This window comes from Deltaproteobacteria bacterium (assembly GCA_019308995.1).
GTDB lineage: Bacteria > Desulfobacterota > Desulfarculia > Adiutricales > JAFDHD01 > JAFDHD01.
In genome coordinates, this window is record JAFDHD010000073.1 from 1 (window position 1) to 15,821 (window position 15,821).

At 48.8% G+C, this 15,821-nt stretch carries 14 protein-coding genes; 8 read left to right on the forward strand and 6 right to left on the reverse strand.

Features of this window, described 5'->3' with window-relative positions:
- Nucleotides 1–560: 3-hydroxyacyl-CoA dehydrogenase (locus JRI95_11760; GenBank protein ID MBW2062221.1), on the reverse strand; the 560-nt coding region annotated here is incomplete at its 3' end.
- A 619-nt stretch (nucleotides 561–1,179) separates the two neighbouring features.
- Here JRI95_11760 and JRI95_11765 point away from each other — a divergent pair.
- From JRI95_11765 to JRI95_11795, 7 genes are all read left to right on the forward strand, one after another.
- Nucleotides 1,180–1,578: a C_GCAxxG_C_C family protein gene (locus JRI95_11765; GenBank protein ID MBW2062222.1), complete on the forward strand. Its 399-nt coding sequence runs from the start codon at nucleotides 1,180–1,182 to the stop codon at nucleotides 1,576–1,578.
- A gap of 98 nt (nucleotides 1,579–1,676) precedes the next feature.
- Entirely contained in the window at nucleotides 1,677–2,453 is a 777-nt protein-coding gene (locus JRI95_11770; GenBank protein ID MBW2062223.1) for an enoyl-CoA hydratase, read from the forward strand.
- Nucleotides 2,454–2,701: 248 nt separating this feature from the next.
- Nucleotides 2,702–3,472 (forward strand): glucose 1-dehydrogenase, encoded by a 771-nt coding sequence (locus JRI95_11775; GenBank protein MBW2062224.1) that lies wholly within the window; start codon nucleotides 2,702–2,704, stop codon nucleotides 3,470–3,472.
- Nucleotides 3,473–3,649: 177 nt separating this feature from the next.
- Nucleotides 3,650–4,402: a cytosolic protein gene (locus JRI95_11780; protein MBW2062225.1), complete on the forward strand. Its 753-nt coding sequence runs from the start codon at nucleotides 3,650–3,652 to the stop codon at nucleotides 4,400–4,402.
- Nucleotides 4,403–4,436: 34 nt separating this feature from the next.
- A complete protein-coding gene (locus tag JRI95_11785) occupies nucleotides 4,437–5,141 on the forward strand; it encodes a 4Fe-4S dicluster domain-containing protein (GenBank protein ID MBW2062226.1) in 705 nt (234 codons plus the stop codon).
- A 68-nt stretch (nucleotides 5,142–5,209) separates the two neighbouring features.
- Entirely contained in the window at nucleotides 5,210–7,288 is a 2,079-nt protein-coding gene (locus JRI95_11790) for an aldehyde:ferredoxin oxidoreductase (GenBank protein MBW2062227.1), read from the forward strand.
- A 56-nt stretch (nucleotides 7,289–7,344) separates the two neighbouring features.
- Nucleotides 7,345–8,520 carry a serine hydrolase gene (locus JRI95_11795; protein MBW2062228.1) on the forward strand — a complete coding sequence of 392 codons (1,176 nt, stop codon included), beginning with the start codon at nucleotides 7,345–7,347 and terminating at the stop codon, nucleotides 8,518–8,520.
- Between the two features lie 9 nt (nucleotides 8,521–8,529).
- Here the strand turns inward: JRI95_11795 and JRI95_11800 are convergent, their stop codons facing one another.
- Nucleotides 8,530–8,697: a hypothetical protein gene (locus JRI95_11800; GenBank protein MBW2062229.1), complete on the reverse strand. Its 168-nt coding sequence runs from the start codon at nucleotides 8,695–8,697 to the stop codon at nucleotides 8,530–8,532.
- Nucleotides 8,698–9,046: 349 nt separating this feature from the next.
- Between JRI95_11800 and JRI95_11805 the strand changes: the two genes are divergently transcribed.
- A complete protein-coding gene (locus JRI95_11805; GenBank protein ID MBW2062230.1) occupies nucleotides 9,047–11,005 on the forward strand; it encodes an FAD-dependent oxidoreductase in 1,959 nt (652 codons plus the stop codon).
- 58 nt (nucleotides 11,006–11,063) lie between these two features.
- On the opposite strand, the gene JRI95_11810 is transcribed toward JRI95_11805, so the two are convergent.
- The 4 genes from JRI95_11810 to JRI95_11825 form a co-directional block, all read right to left on the reverse strand.
- Nucleotides 11,064–11,279 carry a hypothetical protein gene (locus tag JRI95_11810; GenBank protein MBW2062231.1) on the reverse strand — a complete coding sequence of 72 codons (216 nt, stop codon included), beginning with the start codon at nucleotides 11,277–11,279 and terminating at the stop codon, nucleotides 11,064–11,066.
- A 3-nt stretch (nucleotides 11,280–11,282) separates the two neighbouring features.
- Nucleotides 11,283–12,320 (reverse strand): YibE/F family protein, encoded by a 1,038-nt coding sequence (locus JRI95_11815; GenBank protein MBW2062232.1) that lies wholly within the window; start codon nucleotides 12,318–12,320, stop codon nucleotides 11,283–11,285.
- Nucleotides 12,321–12,460: 140 nt separating this feature from the next.
- Entirely contained in the window at nucleotides 12,461–13,615 is a 1,155-nt protein-coding gene (locus JRI95_11820) for a YibE/F family protein (GenBank protein ID MBW2062233.1), read from the reverse strand.
- Between the two features lie 126 nt (nucleotides 13,616–13,741).
- On the reverse strand, nucleotides 13,742–15,178 hold the full coding sequence (locus tag JRI95_11825) for an alkaline phosphatase (GenBank protein ID MBW2062234.1): 1,437 nt from the start codon (nucleotides 15,176–15,178) through the stop codon (nucleotides 13,742–13,744).
- Nucleotides 15,179–15,821: the final 643 nt, after the last annotated feature.

The window sequence follows — 15,821 nt, forward strand, 5'->3', positions numbered from 1 at the left end:
ATGCTCTTGCTCAGGTCTTCTATTAACTTTATCGCCTCCTCCGAAGTATCCTGGGTGTAGGTTACTTCGACTAGTTTCATGATATTGGCCGGACTGAAAAGATGCATGCCAATGAATATATCCTTGCGTTCGGTATTGGCAGCCAAATCAGCAATCGTAAAAAATGAAGTGTTACTCGCAAACACAGCATCCTTTTTTACGACTTTGTCTAATTCGGCAAAGATTTCCTGCTTTAAAGGCTTGTTCTCAAGTGCCCCGTCTGGACCGCCGCCAATGGCCTCAATGATCAGGTCACAGTCCTTCAGGTCTTCCACCTTTGTCGTGAAAGTAAGTCTGGCCAGGGCCTGGTCCATTTCCTCCTGGGTTTGCTTCCCTCTCTCAACACCACCCTTAAAACCAAACCGGCCATTGATGATGGTGTCCTTCGCCTTTTCGCAAATTTCATCGCTTAAGTCGCGGACGATGACATTGAAGCCGGCCAGAATAGCCGATTGGGCAATGCCGCCGCCCATTACACCAGCGCCCATAATCCCAATGCACTTAACGTCTTCCAGTTTCATTTGTACCTCCCTTGTACTAGTGGTGTTTTTTTTTGTTGGTAAAAATACCAATATGCGTGAGGTTTGAATGATAGGTTAAAAAGACCCTCTTCCCTGCTTCATATCACCAAAAAAGTAGATAGATTAAATAGATATTCATTGCAGACATATCCAGACAGATAACTCTTACCTCAATCTGTCATAACTATCAATAGATTTTTTTTCGACCCTCTTGTGAGCAATACCGCCTTTGCCGGTCTTTAGACTCTGACCGGGGACCGAATACTAGTCCTGGCGCTCTAGCCCGCAACACTGGCAAATCATAATCTCTGACTCCCTTGACATTGTCAGTGAAGGGGTGTGGGGGCGGAGGCCCCACTCCTAAAGGTCATGAGGTGTTGGCCGGACAAATTTCCGCTGACTAGTTTGACACACAAGACTCATTCCTTATATACTCCACCACCATTATCCAGGTTCTCATTGCTGAGCCTTATTATATGATGGCATAACCTATCTCTTGATGATCAGCGCGTTGGTGCAAAAAAAGAAAGGATTCATGATGAAAAGTCAAAAATTTTTCGACGAGGCTTTAACGGCAGCGTATAAAAGAATGCATCGCTATACCTGAGCTGAAGCTGCCTTGCAAGGCTTGCAAGCCATGTGGGACCTGCCTTCAGAAGGATACTGCTGGGCCACTGCCGGTTATATGGGGGCCATTGCATCAGGACAAACCTCATGTGGTCTTTTAATCGGGGCGGGCATCGCCATCGGCCTTCGCTGCGGTCAGGGGAAAGACGGTATCCCTGAAGAACACCAGGACGAAAGAAACAAGGCCATCGGCGCCGTGGCCAGGCTGTATCAGGATTTTTTAAAAGAATTCGGCAGCACGGATTGCAAGACTCTAAGTAAATGTGATTTCGCCAATCCGGACGATCGCAATCAATACATCCAAGACAAGCTTTGGAAAACGACCTGCGATGTTTTTTTAGGTTTTGTGATGAAAAAATGCATCGAGATGGAAAGCGAAAGCAAGATATAAATGGCTGACCTTTGGTCGCTCATACATATGACCAGGCCATAAACCTCTGTGAGAAATCTCTTCCAGAGAATACAGTCTAAAAGGGAGGAAGATATCAGATGCCTTATTCTTCAATTATTCTTGAATTAAGAGAGCAAAAGGCTGTACTTACTTTAAACCGGCCGGAAGCCATGAATGCCATGAATGAACAGTTAAATCAGGAGGCTTGCTGCGCGCTGGAGGAGATAAAGGAGAACAAAGGTGTTGACGTTATCATCATTACAGGAGCCGGGCGGGCCTTTTGCGCCGGACTTGATCTTAAGGAGCTTGAGGAGAAAAAGAAGCTGCGCACCACCGGTTTCTCTATGTTGGGTGAAATTTTGAGGATGAACCGGCCCACTATTGCGGCGGTGAACGGTTTTGCCATCACCGGTGGTTTTGAACTGGCCCTTTCCTGCGACATCATCGTTGCCTCGGACAAGGCCATGTTTGCCGATACGCACGCCCGGGTTGGGGTTCTTCCAGGCGGAGGCCTGAGTCAGATACTGCCGCGGCTGGTTGGGATCAAGAAGGCTAAGGAGCTTTCCTTTACTGGAAATTACATGACGGCTCAAGAAGCTTTTCAGCTTGGCTTGGTCAATAAAGTGGTGTCTCCAGAGGAGTTGATGCCTGCTGCTGAGAAGCTGGCTGACGACATCATCAGCGCGGACCAGCGAACCGTGCGTAAGCTCAAGAGAGTAATTGACAAGGGTCAGGGGATGAGCCTTGAAGACGCCCTCATGATGGAGCATTATGAACATCTGCGCCACATAAACGATGTTGAGTTTGAGGAAATGGGGCGGCGGCGCGTCAACATCCTTGAGAGAGGTAGAGAGCAGGCTAAAAAAGACAGTTAGCCCTTAGTAATCAGATTAAAGAGAAAAGAAAGGTTCGTTGCCATGACCACACCATAACCCCCCGGCTTCAAAGGCCTCTAGCTTTATTACCTTCCGTCTCTTCTCAACGAATTAACAATCCCTTCGAGCGTTTTTACTTTTTCCTTGACATCCCTAATGATACTTTCTTATGTTTTTCAATGTGATTATCCCGAGATAATTAATATTTAATGAAGACACGAGTTAGATGTGCGGAGGTAAGCTGCGATATGGAAATTGAAGGTAAGACCGCCATTATCACAGGCGGCGGAACCGGCGTCGGCCGTGCTACCGGGCTTGCGCTCGCCAAACGCGGATGCTCGGTGCTTGTCAATTACAGCCGTTCAAAAAATGAGGCAGAGAAGACCGCGGCGGAGATTGAAGCTTTTGGAGTGAAAGCCTTGCCATGGCAGGCCGATGTGGCAGACGATGCATCCTGTCGCGCCATGGTGGAGGCGGCGGTGCGGGAGTTTGGTCGCCTGGATATCCTGGTGAATAACGCGGGCGCGACAAGGTTCATCCCGCACCCTGATATTGAAGAGGTCAGCGATGAGGACTGGGATCGAATTCTCGCCGTGAACTTAAAAGGGCCCTTTCAATGTGCCCGTGCGGCGCGAGGACCGATCGAAGAAGCCGGTGAAGGCGAGATCGTAAACGTGGCCAGCGTTGCGGGTATGACCGGCACCGGAAGCTCTATCCCATACTGCGCCTCCAAGGCGGCGTTGATCAATCTCACCATAACTCTGGCCCGGGTGCTTGCGCCGAAGATTCGTGTCAACGCGGTAGCCCCGGGGTTTATCACCGGACGCTGGCTCGAGCAAGGGTTGGGGGAGAATTACGAAAGAATTAAGCAGGCCGTGGAAAGGAATTCGCCTCTCGGGCGGGTCACTGACCCGGAGGACATCGCCGAGGCCATACTTTCCCTCATTACCGGTTCCGATCTTGTGACAGGCCAGGTCCTTATTTGCGACGGAGGCGTAACCATCGGCCGACGAGGTTAGGCTCTGGACATGAGGCGGATTTTAGATTAATGATTCTATTGAAATATTTTAGAAATTAATCAAAAGCCCCAGGCTAAAAATGTTATCAAGCTTTGATTACACAGGACTGGCCTTTTTAATAGGGCGGAGTACTCATTCGGACCTGATGCAAATATGGAGATGGAAAGGAAAAGCAAGATGCCTGACAGCATTGAAAAGCCTGAAGATCTGAATCAGGAACAGATGGCGCGATTAATTATAGATATGCTCCACCGCATTGTGGTGCACTACGGGTTGTGGTTTGTTGAGGTGGAGCATCAAATGGGCATGGAAAGAGCTCTTGAGACAATCAATGCAGCATTTCAGCGAAGCTATGACATCCAGATGTCCAGAATGGCAGAGAGCCTTGGATTTGAGATGAAGGACGGTCTGCCCAAATCATTGCTGAATTTGCCCAGGGAAGTTCTTCTCAACTTTATGGACGATGTAGCCAAGAACTGGCTGGCCAATGATGGCGTCTGGTTCCAGACCGTAGAATTTAACAGCGGTATGTTTGACGCCAAGCGCTGCAATGATTCCTGCTGGGTTCGTTTTTCGCCCTTTGAGGCGGAATCCATCAAGCAGTTCCTGGGGCTCCCTAAAAAGGCCGGGCTCGAAGGGTTGAAAAAGGCCTTGAGTTTTCGCCTTTACGCCCGGATCAACAAGCAGTCTCTTATCGAGGAAGGCCCGAACAGTCTGGTTTTTGAGATGAATGAATGTCGGGTGCAGTCTGCCCGGAGGCGCAAAGGTCTGGAGGATTATCCTTGTAAATCCGTGGGCATGGTTGAATATCCCTATTTTGCCAGGGCCATTGACTTAAGGATCAAGACCGAATGTCTGGGCTGCCCTCCGGATGAGCATCCGGAGGAGTGGTATTGTTGCTGGCGTTTTACGCTTTCCGAAGACGCTTAATAATTAAACAGTGATGATTAAGAGGCAAAGAATAATGAAGGATCAAAAAAACAGGCATACTGGAAAAGAAAAGGCGGATTTTTCCCGCAGGGATTTTCTTAAGTTATCAAAAAACATAGCTGTTGGGGCCGGGGTTGCCGGCATACTGCCTTCAATGATTTGGCTGGAAGACGGCGTGGCGGCGATTCCGGTTTCCGAGGGCTACCTGCTGGTTGACACCAAAAAGTGCCAGGGCTGCATGAGTTGTATGCTGGCCTGCTCTCTGGTGCATGAAGGTGAGGAAAATCTGTCCCTGGCCAGAATTCAGGTGGTTCAGAATTCTTTTGAAAGGTTTCCTGTTGATTTGACCATATCGCAGTGCAGACAGTGTACCGAACCCGCGTGTATGGAAGCCTGTCCAACCGGTGCGCTTCATATAGACACCAAACACGGCAACATCAGAACGATTAATGAGGAGGAGTGCATCGGATGTATGGAGTGCGTTAAAGCATGTCCCTTTATGCCGGGTAGGGCAATCTATAATGATAAAAAAGAAAAAGCCCTTAAATGCGACCTTTGCGCCGATACTCCATATTGGGATGAACCGGGCGGACCTGGAGGGAAGCAGGCCTGCGTCGAAGTGTGTCCTGTGGGCGCGATTAAATTTACCAAGGATGTTCCCAAACAGAAGGGTGATGAAGGATACGTGGTAAATCTGAGGGGCCGCAGTTGGCGGAGGCTGGGATATCCCAGACGTTGAAATACGCGCAGTTATTGAATCTTCTAAGACGATAATTTTTAAAGAATGAAAATTTGGAGGCTCACAGGATGTCCGGATACGCTGGAAAAATATTAAGAGTTAACTTAACCAAGAAAGAAATCACAGCCATACCCACCAAAAAATACGAGCACTGGGTCGGCGGGCATGGAATGGGGTCGGCCATTTTCTTTGACCTGGTCAAGGACAAGACCATAGACGGGTTTAATCCGGCCAACGTGGTGACGTTGATGACTTCCCCTCTTTCAGGGACCCTGGTCCCCGCAGCCTCTGGCAGGACTGAGGTCCAGGGGATTGGGGTGCAGTCCTATCCCATCGGCTGGTTTACGCGAAGCAATTTTGGCGGAAGATTTTCATCCATGCTCAAATACGCCGGTTGGGATGGAGTAGTGATTGAGGGGAAAGCATCCAGGCCGGTATGGATAGACATCAGAAATGACGACGTCAAAATAAGGGAATGTGCCTCCTTATCATTATGGGGCAAGGATACCTGGGAGTGCCAGGAAATAATCTGGGATTATGTGGCTGGCGAAGGGAAGTACGGCGACTGGATAAAGCAAAACAACAGCGAGGCGCGAACCACTCAAAGACCCGCCGTGGTTGCCATTGGTCCGGCCGGGGAGAATTTGAGCCGGGTGGCCTGCTTGATACACGATGCCAGTTCCGCCGCCGGTCAGGGTGGTTTCGGGGCCGTGTGGGGCTCCAAGAACCTCAAAGCCATAAGCGTCATAGGGACGGGAGGTATCAAAATCCATGATCCGCAGGGACTGATGGCCGCCCGTTTGTGGCAGAAGAAGAATTACGCTTTTGACCTCGAAAATTTGATAGAGAGATGGGGATTTCAACATCAAGCTCCACCCGCTCCTATCGCGCTCTGGCGCGGCGGTCGGCCGAAGATCGGTCAGCGACCCCAGGCCTGCCTGGGGTGTCATTCCGCCTGTCGAGCCAGATACGACGATGCCTTGGGAAACGAAGCCTCCTGCTTTGCCTCTGTATTTTACTGGGACGCTAAGAGCCTGGATATTCAGCGCACCGCCAGCGACCTGATAAATAAATACGGACTGAATGCCGTGGAAATGTGCTTTGGTCTGCTGTATATCTATCTGCTGAATCAAAATGGTGTTCTCAAATCTTCCAATATCCCGAAATGTCCACTCGATTTTAGCAACTACGGCAGCGAGGAATTCGTTGAGCGATTCGTGAAGATGGTCTCCTACGGCGATGACGGTAACGGGAATAAAAGCCAGTTTGGCAAAGATATTTCCGGCGGATTTGTCTGGGCGGCCGAGAAATGGGGTAGGCGGGAACAGGACCTGAATAATGGTATGCTCAGTTTTCCTTATTGGGGCCTGCCCATCCATAAGGAACCGCGGGCCCAGGTGTATTGGGGTTATGCGACCCTGTTGGGTGACCGGGACATCAACGAACACGATTTTGACTGGTTGAAACATGATGCTAAAATCGCCGCACGCTGGGGCAGAAAAACCATGGCCACGGCGGAAGAGGCAGTGAAAATTGTAACCGATAAAATGGTTCCCTATCAGGGGGATATGCTTATGATGGATTTCAGCGAGAAGAACATCTATTCCGAGCATATGGCCAAGCTGGTCTCCTGGCACCGCTACTATACCCGATTCTGGAAGCAGTCCATGTTGTTTTGCGACGTTCGCTGGCCCGATTTTCTCAATCTTTACGCCCCTGGTAAAATCGGCTCCACCGGCATCGCCGAGCCTAAATTCCTGAAAGCCGTAACCGGAAAGGATTTTTCCTTCCTGGACGGGATCAATCTCGGCCGCAAGATCTGGAACCTGGATCACGCCATCTGGACCCTTCAGGGCCGTCACCGGGACATGGTGCATTTTGCCGATATTATTTATAAGAGAAAGGCAAGTTGGGATGTTGATGGCAAGGCTTATATGCCGGGTATTGAAAATGGCAAGTGGGATTATCACTACTATGCCAGAAGAACACTGGACAGAAACAAGTTCGATGAATTCAAAACCCGGTTTTACCAGCTCCAGGGGTGGGACGAGGCCTCGGGCTGGCCGAAGAAAAAAACCCTGGATTCTCTGGGACTGTCCTATGTCGCCAGTGAACTGGAGGCTAACGGCAGGCTGGGGAAAGGTTAATCAGATGGGCTATAAGATTTATTACATTTTGATTTAATGAGAAAAGGAGTTTGTAAATGAAAGAAAAATTGCTGGTGCCTTTTGTTATAACCGCGATTCTCATCCTGTTTATCGGCTATGGCGCCTCAAGCGCAAAAGACGACGCTGCTCGCGGAAAGTCTGGGTTCGATAAATATCTTGGCCAGGGGAAGAACATTGGTGAGTACTGGCCGACCAAAGAATGGCGGACCTGCAGCCCGGAAGCGGCCGGCATGGATTCCACGAAGCTGGTCGAGGCTTTCGAATACGCGGCCACACCCAAATTCAAAACGGACGGGCTGGTAATTATCAGAAAAGGCCACATTGTCGGCGAAGCCTATTTCGGAAACTTTAAAAGCAATTCAAAACATACCAGCCATTCAATGGCCAAGAGTTTTACCAGCGCGTTGATCGGGATTGCCATTGAACAAGGCCTTATAAAAGGCATAGATGAAAAATTATGCCAGTATTACGATGAATGGGATTGCGATGATACGGAGGATCCACGAAGCAAGATCAGCATAAGGCATGTCATGACGCTCACAACCGGGCTGGATTGGAAAGAAGACTGGAGCCCCGGCTACACCGGGAGGAACAATACCCTGGAGATGGCTCGGGAAAGTAACTATCTAGAGTACATGCTGGAGAGGGAAGGCCTTCATAAACCGGGTACCAGGTTCATCTACTCAACCGGGGATCCTATGCTTCTCTCGGGTGTTATACAGAAAGCTACCGGTTTTACCGCGCTTGAGTACGCCAAGAAAAACCTGTTTAGCAAAATCGGCACTCCCGGCATCACCTGGGGTCACGATCCAGCCGGTAATACTATCACCGCCTGGGGCATAGAGGCCACGGCCAGGGATTATGCGAAATTCGGATATCTATTCCTCAATAAAGGCCGCTGGGAGGATAAGCAGATTGTATCCGAAGAGTGGGTCGAAAAATCGACTAAAACGGACCCCAGTGTAGCGATGTGGAGGGCATACGGATACCTCTGGCATGTTAACTTGCCTTACCGACTGAGGTGGAGCGGGTCTTCGGAACCCCGTGGCACCATTCCGCGGGACGGGTATATGGCGGAAGGTGTTCGGGGCCAGAATATATTTATCATCCCCTCCAAGGACCTTGTGATTGTCCGGGTAGCAAACCAGACCAAGGGGGGGATGGACCTGGTCAAGTTTCTGACGATGGTTCTGAGTGCCATCGAAAGTTAGTTCTCTTTTTCAAATGAAAATCACAACGCGCGTCTCAACATCTTCCTGAAACTCCTCCGTGACCTTCTCTAATTCTCTCCTGAGGTCTCTACTGAGCGTGTTAAGTTTTTCAGGCCGGTTCAAGGTCGCGATGGCGATATGGTCACGTTTTTCGATGATGATATTTTCGTAATTCATATCTCCTTCTTCCTGATGTTAATCAATCGGTCAAGGGTTTTAGAAAAACACATTGAGCCTGAAATGAATGCGAGAGTTCGATGTCAGCGGCATTATGTCATAACTGGTGGGAATTTTGAAGATTTTTTATTTTAATGCCACCTGTATTTTACAAAATATCCGGGGGATAAAATCAACTTTTCTACTATTAAAATTAAAATAAAAACACTTCCAGACTTCGGTTAGTGCCAGTTGGGTTTGTCGAAATATATTGACACAACTAATTTGTTTTGATTGGATATTGCTGTTTCAATTATTGGAGAATTTCACTTTCAATTTTTTTTATTCACCTTTTTTGAGGAGGTTCGTCATGGGTATGAAACTTTTTGAGCCGTTCAAGATAAAAAGTATGGAACTGAAAAACAGGATTGGGTTAGCTCCTCTGCTCAACATGCCAGATGTTCTTACGACTTTTACCATTACCGATAATACCGTTAAATGGTTTGAGGCCAGAGCCAAAGGCGGCGCCGGGTTAATTATGACCGGTACCCTCGCGCCGGCTTTATTAAACCTGCCTGGCGCCATGGAGCGTGTGGCGCAGATAGCAGAGATGGTTCATTCATACGGCGCTAAATTTGGAGTGCAGACCGGGGGAGGCGGACCAATGATAGGCGTGGGGCCTTCAGGCCCTCCATATCCAGACGAACTCCATCCCAAGCAGTCCATATCTGAAATCATGATCGGAAAGCTCTCACCTTTCCCTGGAATTGAGGGCGTGGTTGAACTTACGGTTGATGACATTAAGCAGAATATAAATGATTTTGCCAACGTGGCGGTAATGCTCAAGGAAGCCGGTGTTGACTGTGTAGAACTGCACTGCGCCCATGGCGGGGCCACGCTTTACTGCTCTTTTATTTCACCATTCTATAATAGACGGACAGACGATTATGGAGGGAATTGGGAAAACAGGCTTCGCTTCCCTGTGGAGACGATCAAGGCCATGAGGAAGGCAGTTGGAAAGGATTATCCTTTATTGGTAAGGATTAGTGCTGATGAATTACTCAAGGACAGAGGTATCACCTTAGAAGACACTACCCAAATCATTGTGCCCGCTTTGGAAAAGGCTGGAGTGGATTGCTTTGACGTCTCGCAGGGGTCTATTCTGCACTCTCCCCAGGGCATCACCATTCCGATGTACTATCCCCGGGGATGCTATATCCACAATGCCGCGGCCGTCAAACAGGTTACCAAACTTCCGGTCATCGGTGTCGGCAGGATTGTGGACCTGGATATGGCTGAAAAGTTCCTCCAGGAGGATAAAGCTGACATAATCTATCTGGGCCGGCAGTTAACCTCTGATCCGGAGACTCCCAATAAGTATCTCGATGGCCGGTTCGAGGACATTCGAAAGTGCATCGGATGCCTGGAAGGCTGCGGCACACCCTGTCCAGTTAATTATGACCTCCAACCAGGTTCCCTTGCGCTTGAGCCTGCTGAAAAATCGAAAAAGGTGCTTGTCATTGGCGGGGGAGTGGCAGGCATGGAAGCGGCCAGAGTATGCGCCTTGAGGGGTCATGAAGTCACTTTGCTGGAAAAAAGTCCTGAGCTTGGCGGTATAGTGGCTGCCTTGGCCCTTAATCCATTGAATGCAGAGTTTAACAATTTTGTGGAATTTTTAGGCAATCAGATGAGAAGGCTGAAGGTGGAAGTAAGGGTCTGCAAGGAAGTTACTGCTGCGGATGTCAAGGAGCTTAAGCCTGATGTAGTTATTGTAGCCACGGGCTCTGCCTTGACCTTGCCCGAGGTAACTGAAGGGAAACCGCTGGTGATGGACCATATTGAGGCCTTGAGGAAAAAGAACGCCATTGGCGATAAAGTTGTCGTCTGGGGTCACGTTTACGGTGCTGAGTTAGCTGTTGCGCTTGCCAAAGAAGGCAAGGACGTCACACTGATAGGTGAAGCCGGTGAAAACGCGCTGACCAGTCACTCCGGAAACGATCGGAAATTCTGGATGTTTAAAAAGCTAACAGATGTTAACGCAGTGAGGTCGCACCCTAGAGAGGCCAGAGTTAGCAATCCGAAGGTATTGTATAACATCAAGGTGGAGGATATAACCCCCGAGGGAATCAAGATTGTGAGCAGGCAGGGGAGGAAGGATATCCTTCCATATGACACCCTTATTATTTCGCGCGGCCGCAAGTCTGTTGATTCACTATTTAATGAATTGGAAGGGAAAGTAAAAGCGATTTTTAAGATCGGAGACTGCTCTACGGTCGCAAACATCAAGGGGGCTGTTTGGAGCGCAAACGAAGTCGCAAGAAAAATCTAAACGGTTGGAAGGGAATTTATTAAGGGGGCGCTTTTAGAGGAAAGCCCCCCATTTTTTTCTATCCGGGTGATGGTTCCGCCTCGACAAAAAGACAAAGAAGATGTTTATCGGCATCAAACTGACAGGCCAGGACTGTTCCGGTGACTGGCGAGAAGGCCGCTGATCCATCAGGAGTGTAACCAACTATCTCTCCTTGTTTTACTTTTTGCCCGATTGCAACGATGGGGCCAGTGCTGGCATCTAGCAGAACCGTTTCAACTCTTTTTTTCATCATTAATTATTTCAATTCACTTTCGGCTTGAATCCGGTTTTGTGGCAAACCATGAAACCGGTGGTAGAGTATGCCTGCGATGACGGCCGTGATGGGCGCCACCATAACCATGCCCATACTCCCGGCCAGCGCCCTAAGGATTAAGGCAGATACAACACTGATGTTCAAAAATCGATCCAGTGAAATCCCTTTCGCCGTGAGCGCCAGAATCAGGAAGAGGCTGTACCCGGTATAAGCCAAAAGAAGCGTGCTAACCATAGTGCTCAGTTCTGCTTGTCCGATGGCAAACCCTGAACGGATTAACCGCCTGATCCCTAAGGAAGGGTTGGCTTTGACCACCTCGGCCACGGTGGTCGCCACACTAATAGCAATATCTAGGAGGGCTCCCGATGCCGACAGGATGACCGCGCCCCAGAACACCCTATCCAGGTTTATAGTCGAGTAGCCGGAGAAGAGCAGTTTAACTGCAAAATCAGATGTGATTCCGTGCAAATGCATTCTCTGACCCATAAAAACGGTCAAGGATGCTGTAAGGACCATACCCATGGTGACACCAACGATCGCAGCGAGCGTTCTGATGCGAAACCCACCGACTAGGACCAGGGTCACAGAGGCCATCAACGCGGCTAGAGAAACACATATAATAAGAGGATCATATCCTTTGAGGATAGCGGGGAGCAGGACCTTAACCAGAACAGTCACCGTGAAAATAAAGGAAACAAAGGCCTTGACACCCATGTACCTGGCAAAGAGGATGAGCAGAAAGGTAAAGATGATGAACATTATCAGGTGCCAGCTCTGCCGATCGTAATCTACCAGTTTCGCGGCCTTGATTTTTTCTTCTTCAAGGTCAAGCATGAACAGGGCCCTGTCTCCGACCTCGACGTATCTGTCCAGCATGAGATGCCCAAGCATTTTGTTGATTACAATAATCTCTTGCCCTTTCAGAGGTCCCCGTATAATTTGGGCTGTGACTTTCTGCTGCCCTAATCTAATCACACCTGCGAGTTTGGTATGATCCTCCATCCGAATGATCTTTGCCATAACAGGGGTTGAACCTGGCTGTTTTTCTCTATCAGCAAAGAGAAAAAGACCAGCAGAGAAAGAAAGTATAACAATAATGAATACCGTATCCTTATTGAGGAGCCTGCCGGTTATTTCTTTTGTTTTGATTTTTTTACTCATCAGTTAACGTCTTCTAGCCTGTACGAGTTCTCAATTCGGACTTTCGAACCGTAAATTCGGTGGTAAAGCACTCCGGCGATGACGGCCGTTATGGGGGCGACCATAAGCATGCCAATAGATCCGGCCAGAATTCTCAGGATTTCTGCCGACACGAAATTATAATTTAAAATACGAGCCAGATGTGTTTCCTTGGCGTCAAATACCAGGAGAAGGAAGAGGCTGCAGCCGGCATAGGCCAGAAGAAGGGTGGTTACCATGGTGCCGAGGGCTGCCCGCCCCACTTCAAACCCTGATTGGATAAGTTTCCTGGCGCCTAAAGAAGGATTGGCCTTGACTACTTGCTCCACAGCGGTGGCTATGGCAATAGCCACGTCAACCATGGCTCCCGATGCCCCCAGGATAACCGCCCCCCAAAATATCCTGTCCAGGTTAAGATATGGGTATCCGGAAAAAAGAAGTATGAGCGAATGCTCAGAAGCCATTCCCTCCAGTCGTATTCCCTTACCAGCAAGAACGGTCAGTCCGGCGGCCAGAACCATACCGATCATCACTCCAACCATGGCGGCCAGGGTCCTGATACTAAACCCACTGACCAGAAGAAGGGTGACTGATGCTACCAAACCGGCCAGGGAGAGACATAAAAGGAGAGGATCATATCCTTTAAGGACAGCGGGGAGCAGGATTTTTACCAGGACCGCCACAGTGAAGATAAAGGAGACTAAGGCCTTAACCCCGGTATGCCGGGCAAAGAGGATGAGAAGCATGGCAAAGATAACGAACATAATCAGATGCCAGCTCTGCCGATCAAAATCTACCAGCTCTGCTTCCCTGATGACCCCCTCTTCCAGATCAAGCGAAAATATGGCTCGGTCTCCAACCTCGATAAATCGGTCCAACATCAGATTGCCAACCAGGTCGTTATCAACAATGATTTTCCGCCCCTGAAAAGGTCCCCGAAGGACACAGGCGGTTACCTTCTGCTCGCCCACTTTCAAATAGGTCCCCATGATTTCCGTGTTGTCTTCGATCCCAATGATCCGGGCGTATACAGTAACCCTTTTATGCTTTTGAGGGCCAACAAATAGAAAAAGACCAGCAGGAATGAGCAGAACAGCCGCAACAAAAGCTATATCCCTGGTTATAAACTTCTTCATTGAGTTCCTGAGGTTCTTTCTGTCTATTAATGCCTTGTCTTTAATGGAAAAAGAAGGGGCAGAGTTAACTCCTGCCCCTCCAATCTTTTAAAAATTTATTTGTTTCAAATGCCTTATTTCTTCGGATTATTTTTTTCTTCCTGTTCGCTTTACCGGCCAGGATTTCAAGGTAACCCCCCATAGGGAGGTTATCTTCTTGGGAATATCTGTATTGTCGTAAAACCCGGTGAATTTTTCAGACCCCGGACCTCCGGCTGTGATCATGACCGGATGACCGGTATGCGCGAAAGTCGTCCATCCTATCCGGGCTCGTTTGCTCAAGATGCTGGCAAAGGTAAAACCAAACCAGGAAGGATTGTAGGTCCGGTTCGGACTTTTTTGTCCCTGTCCAGCTTTGGTATATTCTATAACTTTCTCTATCTCTTTGGTTTCCTCCTCGGTTAAGTCTGTAATCCTGGTATATTTAGTAAAGATCTCGATGGCCTTGTCAGGGGTCTTCAGGACCTTCCCATAGCCAAGCCACATCTCACTTTTCGTGACTTTCTTAATGACCTCTGGCCGCATGAAATAGTCTTTTCCGATGCCCATGGCCATACCACCGGTCTCGTGATCTCCGCCCACGAGGATAAGAGTATCCGGATCTTCCTTACTAAAATCTATTCCTACCTTGACCGCGTTATCGAGGTCTATTACATCACCAACCGTGCCAGCTGAAGCGTTAGCATGGCAGGCGTGGTCAATTCGGCCACCTTCTACCATGAGGAAGAAGCCTTTGGGGTTCTGCTTGAGAACCTTAATAGCAACAAGAGTCATTTCCGCCAGATTGGGCACCTCGTCAGGCCTGTCCAGATAATATGGCAGGTGGGAATATGTAAAGGCTGCAAAGATCTTGGTGCCTTTTTTTATCTCAAGTGCTATGAGCTCACTTTTTGTCCGAAGCACACTGTAACCTTTTGCTTCAAACTCTTTAAGCAAATCTCGCTCGTCCTTACGCTTGCTCTTCATGCCGCGATCGGGTTCCTGTCTATTATGCGCGGTTTTGGGGATGAAGTACCTTCTTCCGCCGCCCATCCAGACCTCGAACCCCTGATCCAGATATTGATCGGCAATTTTATTTTCCCAATACCGGGTCCTGATGTGAGCGGCAAATGTAGCTGGAGTGGCATGGGTAAGGCGAGTCGTTGTTAGGATTCCGACTGACTTCCCCAGCTTTTTGGCCGCTTCAGCCAGGGTCTCGTAAGCGATCTTTCCCTTTCGATCCATAGATATACATGTGCTTCTAGTCTTGTGGCCGGTAGCCATGGCCGTCCCGGCGCCCGCAGAGTCAGTGACGATACTGCTCAGGGAATAGGTGGTATAAATGCCTACAACGGGTAAGGTGTTCATAGCCAGCTTCCTGCCATACACTTCTTCGGGTATCCGTCGCTGGGCCGCGGCCATACCGTCGCCGATATAAAAGATGACATTTTTAGGTCCGGCAGCCAGGACACCCTGCGGAATCCATAGCACCAGGGCCATGAATACCACGATCAACGTAATCAACAGTCTGCGTTTTGTGGGCATAGTACTGTCTCCTTCCTTGATCAGGCTTCTAAGGTTTTTAAAAGAAGCGGAGGCTCTTCACTCACTCTCCGTGAGGTATTCTCTCTTTATCTCACGGCCGATATTCTCTTTTTACCTTCTGTTAATTATACTATATCATCTGCATATTAGGCCCTTTGTCAAGGAATTTTCATGAGCTGTATTTAGTCATGAAACATGGGTAACCTTCTTTGGTTCTTGTAAAGAAGCGGTTGCTACTGTCCTTTTTCTTCTTCGGAGTGTTACCCATGTTTTAAAACTATAGAAAATTCATACTTTCTTCTTATTGACTTTAAAAACAAGCGGATGGTATTATTTCACTTTCTAAAAGACCGCCTGCCCTGAGGCAGGAGACTGAAACCCGGATTTTCAAAAGTAAGATAACCGGGTTACAGCGGAGAAGCATAACTGGTTTTTTCCTTTTTCCTCTGGAAGGGCTCGGAGACAGCATCTGAAGGCGCACAAGGCAACAGAGGCTTTATGCAACCGCTAACGGCTGGTAAACATCAGGGAACAAGGAATATATCCCATATTAAAGGCTGGATATTTGAAGCAGGTAAAGGGGGTATAGGAGTTTGCTAGGGTTGGAGAGGTAGGAGCCGGTGAGGAGGAGGGATAGGAGTTG

Coding starts and splice junctions, on each gene's coding strand:
- JRI95_11805 (MBW2062230.1), top strand. CDS start 9,047: ATGGGTATGAAACTTTTTGAGCCGTTCAAGATAAAAAGTATGGAACTG.
- JRI95_11775 (MBW2062224.1), top strand. CDS start 2,702: ATGGAAATTGAAGGTAAGACCGCCATTATCACAGGCGGCGGAACCGGC.
- JRI95_11810 (MBW2062231.1), bottom strand. CDS start 11,279: ATGATGAAAAAAAGAGTTGAAACGGTTCTGCTAGATGCCAGCACTGGC.
- JRI95_11790 (MBW2062227.1), top strand. CDS start 5,210: ATGTCCGGATACGCTGGAAAAATATTAAGAGTTAACTTAACCAAGAAA.
- JRI95_11800 (MBW2062229.1), bottom strand. CDS start 8,697: ATGAATTACGAAAATATCATCATCGAAAAACGTGACCATATCGCCATC.
- JRI95_11825 (MBW2062234.1), bottom strand. CDS start 15,178: ATGCCCACAAAACGCAGACTGTTGATTACGTTGATCGTGGTATTCATG.
- JRI95_11780 (MBW2062225.1), top strand. CDS start 3,650: ATGCCTGACAGCATTGAAAAGCCTGAAGATCTGAATCAGGAACAGATG.
- JRI95_11785 (MBW2062226.1), top strand. CDS start 4,437: ATGAAGGATCAAAAAAACAGGCATACTGGAAAAGAAAAGGCGGATTTT.
- JRI95_11820 (MBW2062233.1), bottom strand. CDS start 13,615: ATGAAGAAGTTTATAACCAGGGATATAGCTTTTGTTGCGGCTGTTCTG.
- JRI95_11815 (MBW2062232.1), bottom strand. CDS start 12,320: ATGGCAAAGATCATTCGGATGGAGGATCATACCAAACTCGCAGGTGTG.
- JRI95_11795 (MBW2062228.1), top strand. CDS start 7,345: ATGAAAGAAAAATTGCTGGTGCCTTTTGTTATAACCGCGATTCTCATC.
- JRI95_11770 (MBW2062223.1), top strand. CDS start 1,677: ATGCCTTATTCTTCAATTATTCTTGAATTAAGAGAGCAAAAGGCTGTA.